The organism is Kribbella sp. NPDC023972, from assembly GCF_040639075.1.
In the GTDB taxonomy this organism is placed as follows: domain Bacteria; phylum Actinomycetota; class Actinomycetes; order Propionibacteriales; family Kribbellaceae; genus Kribbella.
The window spans coordinates 34,255-47,543 of sequence record NZ_JBEZZH010000006.1 but is presented as its reverse complement, the minus strand read 5'-3'; the positions used below and the strand labels follow the sequence as shown (position 1 = coordinate 47,543).

Here is a 13,289-nt window from a genome sequence, read left to right as displayed (position 1 = left end):
AGGGAGCGAAGCGACTGGAGTGACGAGGGAAGGGCGGGAGTCAAAGCCCCATGACCCGCCGCGCGGCAGCGCGGCAATGAGCACGGTCACCATGTCCTCACTGGGCGCCCGTCAGATCCGGGCGCAGCGCGACGGCACCGTGCAGGTAGACGTGCTGGATCTTCTCCCGCGACCGGGGCGACTCGGCGTGCACCATCATCCGGACCACCCGCGGCAGCGCGTGCGGGACGTCGATCTCCTGCATGCACATCAGCGGTACGTCGGTCAGCCCGATCTGCCGCCCGGCCACGGCGGGAAACTCCGAGCGCAGGTCGGGCGTGACGGTGAACAGGATGCTGATCAGGTCCTCGTGGTCCAGATCATTCGCCTCCAGGACCGCCTTCACCAGCTCGGCGGAGCGCTCGAGCAGGTGCTCGCGCTCGTCCACCTCCAGCTGGGTGGCACCCCGGATCGCCCGTACCGCCACGTGCCTGCCTCCTTAGTCGTCTACCTCAACCCTAGGGCAGAGCAGCCAGAGAGTGGACAGCCGTCTCGGACTGTGCGCCAGACGCCCTCTCGGCGGCGTCGACGGTCTGCTCCAGCAGCAGCGCGATCGTCATCGGCCCGACGCCGCCCGGGACCGGCGTGATCAGGCTCGCCACCTCGGCCGCCTCGTCGAAGTGGACGTCACCGACGTTGCCCTCGTTGTACCCGGCGTCGACCACCACCGCACCCGGCTTCAGCCAGTCACCCCGGACGAAGTTCGCCTTGCCGACGGCCGCCACCACGATGTCCGCGGTCCGGACGATCTCGGGCAGGTTGGTGGTCCGCGAGTGGGTGTAGGTGACGGTGGCGTTCGATGCCAGCAGCAACATCCCGGCCGGTTTGCCCAGGATCGGGCTGCGGCCGATGACGACCGCGTGCGCTCCGGCGAGCGGTACGTCGTACGCCTCGAGCAGCCGCAGGATGCCGCCCGGCGTACAGGACCGGAAGCCGGGCTCGCCGAACGCCATCGCGGCGAACGCGTGCATGGTCACCCCGTCGACGTCCTTGGCTGGGTCGATCGCCTCGAACGCGGCCCGCTCGTCGATGTGCGCGGGCACGGGATGCTGCAGCAGGATCCCGTGCACCTCCGGATCCTTGGACAGGCGGGTCAGTTCCGCGACGAGTTCCCCGGTCGTGGTCTCCGCAGGGAGGACCACGCTGCGTGACCCGATGCCGGCCTTCCTGCTCCGGTTCTGCTTCATCCGGACGTATGTCGCCGAGGCGGGGTCATCCCCGACCAGCACGGTCGCCAGGCACGGCTGGATGCCGGTCTTCTCTCGCAGGATCCGGGCACGTTCAGCCGCCTTCGTCACCAGCTCGGCGGCGAGGTCGGTTCCGATCATCAACTTGGCCATACGGCGCGCTCCTTCGGGCGTCGACAACAGGTCGGGTGCCCAGGCGCGCGGCTCAGCCGGATCCTCCGGCGGACCGTTCCCCGGTGGTTCTCCACCTCAACGCCAGTCGCGGTCCACCGGCCAGCCTACGCGACGAACCAGGAACGGCAGTCGTCCAGACCGACGACCTCGACCGGCGGGTGGGCGGCGGCCTGCCAGTGCTCACGGGTCAGGCGGAGCCGGTCGGAGATGACCGGCCGGCCGTACAGAACGTCGCGAGAGATCCCGTCCGGGCGGTAGCCGAGTTTGCGGGAAACGCCCTGGGACGCGGCATTGTCCTGGAACACCTCGGTCAACGCCGCCTCCGCGTCGAGCCCGTCGAAGGCGAGGTGCAGCAGAGCGAGGCGTGCCTCAGTCCCGAGACCTTGACCGTGGTAGGGCAGCCCGAGCCAGGACGTCGTCTTCACCTCGCGGAGGATGGCGAAATCCTGGGCTCGCAGGGTGACCATGCCGATGGGCGTCGTCCCCCGGAACACGCCGAGATCCAACGCCCAGTCCTGCGGAGTCCACTCGGCCAGAGTGCTCCAGTACCCCTGCAGCACGGTCCGGGCGCGTTCGGCGGGTGACGCGTCGGTCCACGGGGTCAGGAACGGCCGCTCCCCCGGCTCGTGGACACCGTTCGCGGCGACGTCGGCGAGCGCGGCGAGCTCCTCCTCGCCGGGCTGCCGGAGAACGAGCCGGTCGGTGGTCAGCCGGAGGCGGCGCAGCGGCCAGTGGTCGGTCAGCACCCGGCCATCCTGAGGTGCCCGCGGACCCCGGGCAACCTAATTGCCGGCCCGGCGCAGGATCACCTCGTGAACCTGTGGCGGTACGGCGCCAGCCGCCCAGCTCACCCGGATCGCCTCGACGGTGGTCGCGGGGAAGGTCACGGCGGTGTAGGCACCCTGGATCTGACCCGCTTGCCGCCAACCGGTCGCGGTCTTCAGTTCGAGCCGGCCCGGGGCGGTCGACCTGTCAGCCTGGAGGACGGTGAGTTGGTCGAGAGGTCGTGGCGTCGACAGGGTGATGACGAGAGCGTCCCCTTCGGTGGGCGCTGTCGCGGCGGTGTAGGTAGTGGTCACGTTGCGGTCGACTGCGTCGGACAACGCCGAGCCGTTCGCGGCGGCCGGCGTACCTGTTGCCGTCAGCACCAACTCGGAGCCGTCGGTGACCTGGATCGAGAACTCGCGGACCACCAGCCAGAACGACGGATTGTTGACAATCGCACGATAGCGGACGTAGCGGGCGGTGACGTCTGCGGTGAAACGCACCTCAGGGGTCGTCGCGCGGGTCAGCTCGGTCCACGTCTCACCGTCCGTGGAGTACTCCAGGGCGCCGGAGTGGATGTAGTCCTGCGGGCTGCCCGACTTGCCCATCAGTACGGCGATGTCGCCGATCGCACGCGGTGCGCCGAGATCGACGCGGATCTCGTCACCGGCCACCGGGGCACCGTTGCTCCAGTAGTACGTCGACTCGTCGCCGTCGATCATGCGGTCGGGGACGTTCTCGGCGTACGTGCGCTGTGAGCTGGACGCCGTACGGCCGGCCTCGATGCCCATCCACTGGTCGTGGACCCGGCCCGCCTCGGTGAGGAACGCGTCCGCAACGCCCTCGCCGATGCGCGGATACGTGTTGGAGTGCGGCAGGCGTGTGTCGCGGATCGCCTTGGCCTGAGCGACCAGCTGATCGATCCGTTGCCGGCTCGTCCAGGCGGCCGCACCGTTGCCCTCGGCCACTTCATCGAGGAGGCGGAGTGAACGCTGGAGTGCCTGACCCCACAGCACGGTCGCGTCCAGCCAAGCCTTTGCCTCGTCAGCGAACGCGGGGTCCTCCACACCACGCCGGAGCTGCGCGGGCGCCTTCTCGACAGCGGTGAAGTACGGCTTGATCGCCGCGATCGCCTCGTCGCGCTCCCCCGCCCGCCAGGTTGTCCAGAACGCTTCGGTCCGGGCGGCAAGGACCGGCGCGCTCTCGGGGTGCAGCGTCGAGTCGTAGGTGTTGAGGTCGGCGAAGACTTCCAGGGCCGCGATCGTCCGACGGTCTCCCCCGGCTCGTTCGGCGATCGCACGGTGCCAGGAGGCCTGCTCGTCGTACCGGGCCGGGTTCCAGCCGAGCTCGGCGAACGAGTACAGCGCGAGCTTGCTGACCGCGGCCTGGTTCATCGGGTTCGAGATCACGCCGGCGACGTGCTCAGCAATCCCGGGCTCGCGGCCGCTGTAGTCGGCCAGCGGGATGCGCCCGGCGAGGTAGTCGTTGACCGGATAGTTGTCCCAGATCAGGATGTCGTGCCCGAACACGGCCTTGGCCCGGGCCGCTTGTGCGGTCGTGATCGTGCGCGGGATGACCCCGATACCGGTCCAGTGCACGACCACCGCGCTGTCGAGCTGCTCCCGCAGGGCCTTCTTGTACGGCGTCTCGGACACGTTGTAGTACTCGGTCGGCACCATCTGCAGCGGGGCCAGATCAGGCTTCGACGCGACCCACTCGCGCTGGATCCGGTTGAGCAGCTCGCTCTGTGCCCGTCCGGCCGCGCCACCGCCGGTGCCGTACTTCTCCCGGTCCGCCGGACAGTGCCACGTGTTGTAGTTGATGTCGTCGAGGGGCACGTTGAACGCCCGCGCGCCCAGCGCGTAGAGCGCCTCGAACTTGGCGATCAGCGCCTGGTAGTCGCTGTCGGAGGTGTAGCAGATCGACAGGCCGGGTGAGAGCGCGAAGGTCAAGTCGACCTTGTTGCGCTGGGACCGCTCGATCAGCTCGCCGAGCTCGGCCAGCTTGTCGGCCGGGTACGGGTCACGCCACTGCTCGCGGTGGTACGGGTCGTCCTTCGGCGCGTACTCGTAGGTGTTCATCCGGTGCGCGCCGAGATAGTCGATGTGGTCGAGCCGGTCGGCATGCGACCACGGCGTACCGTAGAAGCCCTCGATCGAGCCGCGGTACCGCATCGTCGGCCAGTCGCGGATCTCGACTCCGTCCAGGTGGTTGCCCTGGACAAGCTGTGCGAACGTTCGCGCGGCGTAGTACGTCCCGTCGGTGTCGACGCCGTCGAGTACGACGTTCTTCCGGCCGGCGGCGAGCACATACCCCTCGGCCGGCAACCCCTTGGCGGGCTCGACGTCCAACCGCCGCAGCGCCTCCTCACTGCCTCCCAGCCAGATGGTCACGTCGGCCGGGCGATCACGAATCGTCCGTACGCCGGCCTCCTCGAGCGTCTCGCGGACGACGCGCTCGGCGTCCGGGTCCGCGGTCGGGCCGCGGACCAGGCCGACGGTCCGGCCGAGGTCGAACCCATCCCGGCGGTCGACGGTCTGCTGAGGCTCAGGCGTCACCGGCGCCGCCTCTCTGGTGACATCGGCCGAGGCGGCCGGGACGGACAGGGTCTGGGCGACGAGTGCGAGCAACACGATCGCTGACAGGCGCATGAGCAACTCCTCGGGCGGAAGGCGTTTGCACCTCCCATCCACTCAGTGCGCAGACCTGCTCGTCAAGCCCTTGGCGTGACCAGTTCCAGTCAAAGCAGACCGGCGTGGTCGAGGGCCAGGTAGGCGGCGTCGGTCCCGGTCATCGCACCGGGCGTCCGCAGCTCGGCCCGGAACTGCTCCACGGTCAGCTCGACCGGTACGCAGTCCTCGAACTCGTCCAGGGCCTGCCGGCCGTCGGGTGTACAGCCGCGCGCGATGGCGACGTACTTGCGGTAGACCGAGGAGGCGGCCGACCAGTTCCAGGTGACGAGCTCGAACGACTCGCAGGTGTAGCCGGTCTCCTCCTCGAGCTCGCGGACCCCGGCCACGGCGGGATCCTCGCCGGGCTCGACCAAGCCACCCGGCAGGTTCGTGACGACCTGGTCGGGGCCCGGGCGGAAGATCCGGATCGTGACGACCTTGCCTTCCGGCGTCAACGGCAGGACGGTGATGCCCGACGTGATCCCGGACGAGGTCTTGGGACCGAACACATCCCAGTCCGCCTCCCGCCCATCCGGCAGTCGATACCGCCGCTGCATCACCGTCAAATACCCGTTGAACCCCACCCGCTCATCCAGCATCACCCAGGCCCCGGGATCCCCATCCCGCCCTTCACCTGCCACGGATAGCCCAGGCACGGGGCCGACGGGTGGGACGGGAGCGGCCGCCGCGGAAGTGTTCTCCGGGGCGGCCGGCTCTCGGCTTGCTGAGGGGTCCGTCACAGCGGGCGGTTGTCGTGCGGGTCCTCCGGCGGGGCGACCGGTGCGTCGTCCTCCGGCGGCGCCACCGGGGCGTCGTCGGTCGCCGTCGGGCTCTTGTCGGCCTCCTGCGACGTGTCCGCCGCGGGCGACGGCTCGGACGGCGTGGTGTCCGGGCTCGACTCGGACAGGATGCGCGCGAGCGTCTCCTCCGAGATCCGCTTGAACTTGCGGACCTGCGTCCGGGTCCGGTCCAGGACAGCGACCTCGATCTGGTCCGGGGTCAGCTCCCGGACCTCGTTGCTGTCGTGCCCGAGCGCGTCCACCGCGAGCCGGAGCGCCCCGGCCAGCGAGATGCCCTCCTGGTAGTGCTCGCCGACGTAGTCCGCGACCTGCTCGGCCGGCCCGCCCATCACGGCGTACCCGCGGACGTCCGCGATGGAGCCGTCGTAGGTGAGCCGGTAGATCTGGTCATCGGCGGCGGTGGCGCCGATCTCGGCGACCAGGATCTCCACCTCGAGCGGCTTCTCGCCGCCGGAGGAGAAGATCGCGCCCAGCGTCTGCGCGTAGGCGTTGGCGAGCGCCCGGCCGGTGACGTCGCGCCGGTCGTAGGAGTACCCGCGCATGTCGGCCAGCCGGACGCCGGCGATCCGCAGGTTCTCGAACTCGTTGTACCGGCCGACCGCGGCGAACGCCATCCGGTCGTAGATCTCGGCCACCTTGTGCAATGCCGGCGACCGGTTCTCCGCCACGAACAGGATGCCGTCGGCGTACTGCAGCGCGATCGCGCTGCGGCCCTTGGAGATGCCCTTCCGGGCGAAGTCGGCCCGGTCCCGCATCAGCTGTTCGGGCGAGACGTAGAACGGAACGCTCATCGAAGGTGTCGTCCTCTATCAGTCGATGGGTCAGGTCAGGGACGCCGAGGCCGGGCCGTCCGGGCGGTTGTGCCGCTCGGCCCACGCGCGGTCGACGATGTCGGCCACCTCGCCCTCGGGCAGCCGCTGGTAGCCGTCCGCGGTGACCACACCGACCACCGGGAAGATCCGCCGCAACATGTCCGGTCCACCGGTCGCCGAGTCGTCGTCGGCGGCGTCGATCAGGGACTGGATCGCCACCGTGACGCAGTCGGTCGAGGACAGGTCCTCGCGGTAGAGCTTCTTCAGCGCGCCCCGGGCGAACAGCGAACCCGAGCCGACACTGTGGAAGTGGGTCTCCTCGTACCGACCGCCGGTCGGGTCGTAGGAGAAGATCCGGCCGCCCTTGATCTCCTGGTCGTAGCCCGCGAACAGCGGCACCACGGCCAGGCCCTGCATCGCCATCGCCAGGTTGCCCCGGATCAGCGCGCTCAGCCGGTTGGCCTTGCCGTCCAGGCTGAGCGTGGTGCCTTCGAGCTTCTCGTAGTGCTCCAGCTCGACCTGGAACAGCCGGACCATCTCCAGCCCGAACCCGGCCGAGCCGGCGAACGCGACCGCGGAGTACTCGTCGGCCGGGAACACCTTTTCGATATCACGCTGGGCGATGATGTTGCCCATCGTGGCCCGCCGGTCGCCGGCCATCACCACGCCACCGGGGAAGGTGGCGGCGACGATCGTCGTACCGTGCGGGACGTCGGCGGAAAAGTCTGCCGACCCCAGGCTGCGCCGTCCCGGCAACAGGTCGGGCGCGTGCCCGGCCAGGAAGTCCATGAACGACGAGCCACCTGGGGTCAGGAAGGCTTCCGGCAACCGGCCGGAGGCATCGAATGTCATCGAGCGGTTCACTCCCCACCCTTTTGCACGAACCCGCGGACGAACTCCTCGGCGTTCTCCTCGAGCACCTCGTCGATCTCGTCCAGGATCGAGTCGACATCCTCGTCGAGCCGCTCCTTGCGCTCGGCGACGTCCTCGGACGTCTCGACCTGCTCGACCTCTTCCTCGGTCGTCGAACGCTTCGGCTGCTTGTGCTGCTGCCCGCCGTCCTTCGCCATGGCACACACCTCCTAGAACCGCTGGGAGGGTCGCCCAACCGACCCTCAATAGCGACCCTACCCGGCGGCGCCCCCAGTAATGGTGCGAACCAGGTCACTCGCGGTGTCGCACTGGTCCAAAAGCGCTCCGACATGGGCTTTCGTGCCCCGCAACGGGTCCAGCGTCGGGATCCGCTGCAGTGACTCCTTACCGGGCAGGTCGAAGATCACCGAGTCCCAGGACGCGGCAGCGACCTGCGGCGCGTACTGCTGCATGCAGCGGCCGCGGAAGTACGCCCGGGTGTCCGTCGGCGGGTGCGAGACCGCCATCCGGATCTCCTCGTCGGTGACCAGCCGCTGCATCCGGCCGGACTTGACCAACTTGTAGTAAAGACCCTTGTCCGGGCGCAGGTCGGCGTACTGCAGATCGATCAGGTGCAGCTTCGGGTCGTCCCACTCCAGGCCGTCGCGGTCGCGGTAGGACTGCAGCAGCTTCAGCTTCGCGACCCAGTCCAGCTGGTCGGCCAGCTTCATCGGGTCGGTGGCGAGCTGGTCGAGCACGTGCTCCCAGCGATGCAGCACGTCCTTGGTCTGCCGGTCCGCGTCGTCGCCGTACTTGTCCTCGACGTACTTGCGGGCCTGCTCCAGGTACTCCGTCTGGAGCTGTACGGCGGTCAGCTTGCGACCGTCCTTGAGCGTCATCAGGTGGGTGCAGGTCGGGTCGTGGCTGATCTCGTGCAGTGCGGTGACCGGGCGGTCCACGCTCAGGTCGTCGGTCAGCCAGCCGTCCTCGATCATCGACAGCACCAGCGCGGTGGTGCCGACCTTGAGGTACGTCGAGATCTCCGACAGGTTGGCATCGCCGATGATCACGTGCAGCCGGCGGTAGCGGTCCGGATTCGCGTGCGGCTCGTCGCGGGTGTTGATGATCGGCCGCTTGAGCGTCGTCTCCAGGCCGACCTCGACCTCGAAGTAGTCGGCCCGCTGGCTGATCTGGAAGCCGTGCGCGGTGCCGTCCTGGCCGATCCCGACCCGGCCGGCGCCGGTCACCACCTGGCGGCTGACGAAGAACGGGGTCAGGTGCCGCACGATCGACGCGAACGGGGTCGAGCGGCGCATCAGGTAGTTCTCGTGCGAACCGTACGACGCGCCCTTGTTGTCGGTGTTGTTCTTGTAGAGGTTCAGCGGCGGCGCGCCGGGGATCTGCCGGGCCTGCCGTGCACCCTCCATGATCACCAGCTCACCGGCCTTGTCCCAGACCACCACGTCCCGCGGGTTGGTGGTCTCGGGCGCGGAGTACTCCGGGTGGGCGTGGTCGACGTACAGGCGGGCGCCGTTGGTGAGGATCACGTTGGCCAGGCCGGTCTCCTCGTCGGTCAGCTGACTGGAGTCGGCCACCTCCCGGCTCAGGTCGAACCCGCGCGCGTCCCGCAGCGGGTGCTCCTCGTCGAAGTCCCACCGCGTCTTGCGCGCGAGCGGCTGCGTCTGGGCGTAACCGTTCACCACCTGGCTCGAGGTCAGCATCGGGTTGGCCCCGGGCTGGCCTGGGACCGAGATGCCGAACTCGGTCTCGGTCCCCATGATCCGCCGAACACTCATGCGAACGAGCCTACGCGGTACCGGGGACGAAAGCCGTTGCCGTGTCCACAGGGTTACGTGTGAAACTTCCCGGGTGGACGAAATCGTGGCGATCCTGGACGACGACAACCAGGTCACCGGGTCGGCGCCGCGATCCGTCATGCGCCGGGACAACCTGCGCCACGCGGCGACCGGCGTACTCGTCCGGAATCCGGCGGGTCACATCTACGTGCACCGCCGGACCGCGACCAAGGACGTCTTCCCGGCGTGTTACGACTTCTCCGCGGGTGGTGTCATAGCCGCCGGCGAGGACCCGTACGACGCGGTCGTCCGCGAGCTGGCCGAGGAGCTCGGCATCACCGGCGTGGACCTGGTCAGACTCCCCGAAGGCGACTACGCCGACGAGTCCACCAACTACCACGCCTACCTCTACACCTGCGTCTGGGACGGCCCGGTCACCCACCAGCCGGAAGAGGTGTCCTGGGGCGCGTGGATGTCCCCTGCCGAGCTCGTACGACGCCTCGACGAGTGGCCCTTCGTCCCCGACACCACCGCCCTCCTAGGTCCGTACGTCCGCAGCCTCGTATGACCCGTTGAGAAGGCTCTGAGGGGCGGTCAGCGGGGATTGCGGCGCCCGAGGACACGGGCGAAGTTGATGCCGACCAGGCCGAGCCAGACGATGACCACGCCGTCGAGGCCCATCATGTCGGCCGCGATGGCCGTGAGCGGGATGGCGGCGACGACGGAGATGATCGCCAGGGCGAGGCCGCCGGGGTCGGTTTCGCGGGGTTTCAGGCCGGCTGCCTCCAGGAGCTGGTCTTGGGCGCGGAGCTCGACGGCCTGGCCGCGGCGCTCGGCGTCGCGGGCGTCGAGCTTCTCCAGGAAGCTGTCGATGATCTCAGCCTCGTACTCCGGCCCCAGCTCCTGCCGCGCGGCCACCGCCGCCCGCAGGTCCTTGCGCACCTCGTCCGTCGCCATAGCAGGAAGGTACCTCCACAGGGAGTCGCGGAGGGATCGGGGAAAACCCCGGTGCATCCCTCCGCGGTACCCGTTTCCCATGGGTCAGCTGTGCTGGACCTTCAGATCGAAGATGTGCACCTCACCGTAGTTGGACGCGCTGCACGGCGAAGACTTCTCGCAGTTCGCCTGGGTGTAGGCCCCGGCCTTGAAGTAGGCCCCCGACAACGACTTCTTCAACGTCGTCTGGAGTACGCCGTTGTAGTACGCCTTCACCTGGCCGCCGGACACCACGAACTTCGCCTCGAACGGCGTACCGAGCACATAGTTGCTGGTCACGAGCTTGTAGTTCGAGTCGTCGCCGTTCGTGATGTAGAGCTTCGTGCCCTCCAGCCGGAACACCGTGACGTCGTCGTCACCACCGTGGATCTGTGCACCGACCACATGCGGCTTCCCGGCGGGCAGCTTGACGAACGCCTCCTTCACGGTCAGCGTGTGCGTACCCGACGTCGACGACCAGGCCGCGTTCTTGGTGCCGTTGGCGGTCATCTCCCGCAGTTCGGCCCGCGGGTAGCTCGAACCACTTGTCGTCACTCCGTTGACCGGCGCCCGGAACTGCACGCCGTTCCCGTTGACCTTGAAGTACGGGTCCTTGCTGTACGTTGCCAGCGTCGGCTGCTTGATCTCCGTCGGCTTCTCGTCGGAGCCGATCGGCAGGGTGACCTTCCAGTTGGTCAGGTCCAGCACCTCGGCCGGTACGTCGCCACCCGGCGGTGTCGTCGGCGGATCGGTCGGGCCACCGCCCGCGCCCCAGACCTGGACCTCGGTCAGGCTGTTCCACGACCCGTGCTCGTCGTCGTCGACCAGTGTGTGCCCGTGACCGACGTACCGGACCTTGGTGGCGGTCACGTCGGTGATGTCGAAGGTCTCCAGGCCTGTCGTGGTGCCGCTACTCTCGCCGTCGTACACGGTCGTCCAGGTGCTGCCACTCGACACCTGCAACTCGAAGTCGTTGCGTCGTTCGTCGCCCTTGTAGACCGCCAGCTTGATCGCCGAGACGGTCGTGGCGGCACCCAGATCCAGTTCCAGCCACGCACCGTCGCCCTTCCCCGACCATCGCGTGCCCAGGTCGTCGTCGACCACGTTGCGGGGCAGGTTGTCGTCGCTCGTACTCGCCCGCACCGCACCGGCCGCGGGGGTGATCTCCCCGCTCGCCGCCGAGGTGCTGGGCAGGACACCCGCCCAGACCGCCCCACCCACCAGCGCCGCCGCGAGCAGCCCGGCCGTCGCGACCGTGATACCGGCTCTCTTCATTTCCCACTCCTCACCAAGGACAAGATCGAGCCTCATCCTGGTGGCGGAGACCGGCGTACCCCGGGCGGTTGCACGTTCCTGCCACGAACGCGGACTGCCCCCGGACAGTGGATGTCCAGGGGCAGTCGCCGTACGACGGGACTACAGGTACTGACCCGTGTTCGTGGCCGTGTCGATGGAGCGGCCCGGCTCGGTGCCCTGCTTGCCGGAGATGAGCGTCCGGATGTAGACGATCCGCTCGCCCTTCTTGCCGGAGATGCGGGCCCAGTCGTCCGGGTTCGTGGTGTTCGGGAGGTCTTCGTTCTCCTTGAACTCATCCACGCACGCCTGCAGCAGGTGCTGCACCCGCAGGCCCTTCTGGTTCTCGTCCAGGTAGGCCTTGATCGCCATCTTCTTGGCCCGGTCGACGATGTTCTGGATCATCGCGCCCGAGTTGAAGTCCTTGAAGTACAGGACCTCCTTGTCGCCGTTGGCGTAGGTGACCTCGAGGAACCGGTTCTCGTCGGCCTCGGTGTACATCCGCTCCACGACGCGCTGGATCATCCCGTTCACGCACTCGGCCTTGTCGCCGCCGAACTCGCTCAGGTCGTCGGCATGCAGCGGCAGGGTGGTGGTCAGGTACTTCGAGAAGATGTCCCGGGCGGCCTCGGCGTCGGGGCGCTCGATCTTGATCTTCACGTCCAGCCGACCGGGTCGCAGGATGGCCGGGTCGATCATGTCCTCACGGTTCGAGGCACCGATGACGAGCACGTTCTCCAGGCCCTCGACACCGTCGATCTCGCTCAGCAGCTGCGGCACGATGGTGTTCTCGACATCGGAGGAGACGCCGGAACCGCGGGTGCGGAACAGCGAGTCCATCTCGTCGAAGAACACGATCACCGGCATGCCCTCGGAGGCCTTCTCCCGGGCCCGCTGGAACACCAGCCGGATGTGCCGCTCGGTCTCGCCGACGTACTTGTTCAGCAGCTCCGGACCCTTGATGTTCAGGAAGAACGACTTCTGCCCGTCCACCCCGGTCCGCTCGGCCACCTTCTTGGCCAGCGAGTTGGCCACCGCCTTCGCGATCAGCGTCTTGCCACAGCCCGGCGGGCCGTACAGCAGGACACCCTTCGGCGGTTTGAGCTCGTGCTCGAGGAACAGGTCCTTGTGCAGGTACGGCAGCTCGACCGCGTCCCGGATCTGCTCGATCTGGCCGGACAGGCCACCGATCTGGGTGTAGTCGATGTCCGGGACCTCCTCGAGGATCAGCTCCTCGACCTCGGACTTCGGGATCTTCTCGTAGACGTACCCCGACCGTGCCTCCAGCAGCAGCGAGTCACCGGCCCGCAGGGGCTCGTCGAGCAGCGGCGACGCGAGCCGCACCACCCGCTCCTCGTCCGCCTGCGCGATCACCAGCGCCCGCTCGCCGTCGGCCAGCAGCTCCTTCAGCATCACCACGTCGCCGACGACCTCGAAGTCACAGGCCTCGACCACGTTCAGCGCCTCGTTCAGCATCAGTTCCTGGCCGAGCTTCAGCGCGTCCAGGTCGACCGACGGGCTCGCCGCGACGCGGAGCTTGCGGCCCCCGGTGAACACGTCCAGCGTGTCGTCGTCGTTGCGGCCGAGGAAGGTGCCGAAACCGGACGGCGGTTGGGCCAGCCGGTCGACCTCCTCCTTCAGGGCGATGATCTTCTCTCGCGCCTCCCGCAGCGTTTCGGCCAGCCGCTCGTTCTGAGCGGTGACACCCGCCAGGGAAGCCTGGGTTTCGGACAGCCTGCTCTCGAGCGACCGGCTGTCAGCCGGATGCTCCAACAACCGACGCCGCAGCGCTGCGACCTCGGCTTCCAGGTACCGGACCTGGTTGCGCAGCTCTGCCGCGGTAGGACTCTCGTCTCCAGCCACGATCATCACCTCACCATGTGGGGCTCGACCCTATGGACCTTACCCAGAAAACCTCGCCGGG

At 68.4% G+C, this 13,289-nt stretch carries 13 protein-coding genes and 1 riboswitch; of the genes, 1 reads left to right on the top strand and 12 read right to left on the bottom strand.

Going from position 1 to position 13,289, the window contains the following annotated elements:
- Window positions 1-97: 97 nt before the first annotated feature.
- The 9 genes from aroH to dop form a co-directional block, all read right to left on the bottom strand.
- Entirely contained in the window at window positions 98-466 is a 369-nt protein-coding gene (gene aroH, locus AB0F43_RS23630; protein WP_360480618.1) for a chorismate mutase, read from the bottom strand.
- Between the two features lie 31 nt (window positions 467-497).
- Window positions 498-1,379: a bifunctional 5,10-methylenetetrahydrofolate dehydrogenase/5,10-methenyltetrahydrofolate cyclohydrolase gene (locus AB0F43_RS23625; protein ID WP_360480615.1), complete on the bottom strand. Its 882-nt coding sequence runs from the start codon at window positions 1,377-1,379 to the stop codon at window positions 498-500.
- Window positions 1,380-1,409: 30 nt separating this feature from the next.
- Window positions 1,410-1,499, bottom strand: a riboswitch (ZMP/ZTP riboswitch).
- Window positions 1,500-1,504: 5 nt separating this feature from the next.
- Window positions 1,505-2,146: a GNAT family protein gene (locus AB0F43_RS23620; protein WP_360480612.1), complete on the bottom strand. Its 642-nt coding sequence runs from the start codon at window positions 2,144-2,146 to the stop codon at window positions 1,505-1,507.
- 36 nt (window positions 2,147-2,182) lie between these two features.
- Window positions 2,183-4,816: a beta-N-acetylglucosaminidase domain-containing protein gene (locus AB0F43_RS23615; protein ID WP_360480609.1), complete on the bottom strand. Its 2,634-nt coding sequence runs from the start codon at window positions 4,814-4,816 to the stop codon at window positions 2,183-2,185.
- 89 nt (window positions 4,817-4,905) lie between these two features.
- Window positions 4,906-5,436, bottom strand: coding sequence for an NUDIX hydrolase (locus tag AB0F43_RS23610; RefSeq protein ID WP_360482025.1), 531 nt, complete (start codon window positions 5,434-5,436; stop codon window positions 4,906-4,908).
- Window positions 5,437-5,573: 137 nt separating this feature from the next.
- Window positions 5,574-6,428 (bottom strand): proteasome subunit alpha, encoded by an 855-nt coding sequence (gene prcA, locus AB0F43_RS23605; protein ID WP_360480607.1) that lies wholly within the window; start codon window positions 6,426-6,428, stop codon window positions 5,574-5,576.
- A 30-nt stretch (window positions 6,429-6,458) separates the two neighbouring features.
- Window positions 6,459-7,301: a proteasome subunit beta gene (gene prcB, locus AB0F43_RS23600; protein WP_360480604.1), complete on the bottom strand. Its 843-nt coding sequence runs from the start codon at window positions 7,299-7,301 to the stop codon at window positions 6,459-6,461.
- An 8-nt stretch (window positions 7,302-7,309) separates the two neighbouring features.
- Entirely contained in the window at window positions 7,310-7,519 is a 210-nt protein-coding gene (locus tag AB0F43_RS23595; protein ID WP_132210376.1) for a ubiquitin-like protein Pup, read from the bottom strand.
- Window positions 7,520-7,576: 57 nt separating this feature from the next.
- Entirely contained in the window at window positions 7,577-9,097 is a 1,521-nt protein-coding gene (gene dop / locus AB0F43_RS23590) for a depupylase/deamidase Dop (RefSeq protein WP_360480601.1), read from the bottom strand.
- A 73-nt stretch (window positions 9,098-9,170) separates the two neighbouring features.
- Between dop and AB0F43_RS23585 the strand changes: the two genes are divergently transcribed.
- Window positions 9,171-9,665: an NUDIX domain-containing protein gene (locus tag AB0F43_RS23585; protein ID WP_360480598.1), complete on the top strand. Its 495-nt coding sequence runs from the start codon at window positions 9,171-9,173 to the stop codon at window positions 9,663-9,665.
- Between the two features lie 26 nt (window positions 9,666-9,691).
- On the opposite strand, the gene AB0F43_RS23580 is transcribed toward AB0F43_RS23585, so the two are convergent.
- The 3 genes from AB0F43_RS23580 to arc all read right to left on the bottom strand — a co-directional run bounded on the left by AB0F43_RS23580 (window position 9,692) and on the right by arc (window position 13,234).
- Window positions 9,692-10,054, bottom strand: a complete 363-nt coding sequence (locus AB0F43_RS23580) for a hypothetical protein (protein WP_360480595.1) — start codon at window positions 10,052-10,054, stop codon at window positions 9,692-9,694.
- Between the two features lie 84 nt (window positions 10,055-10,138).
- Window positions 10,139-11,347, bottom strand: coding sequence for a polysaccharide lyase family 7 protein (locus AB0F43_RS23575; RefSeq protein ID WP_360480592.1), 1,209 nt, complete (start codon window positions 11,345-11,347; stop codon window positions 10,139-10,141).
- Window positions 11,348-11,488: 141 nt separating this feature from the next.
- Entirely contained in the window at window positions 11,489-13,234 is a 1,746-nt protein-coding gene (gene arc, locus AB0F43_RS23570; protein WP_360480589.1) for a proteasome ATPase, read from the bottom strand.
- Window positions 13,235-13,289: the final 55 nt, after the last annotated feature.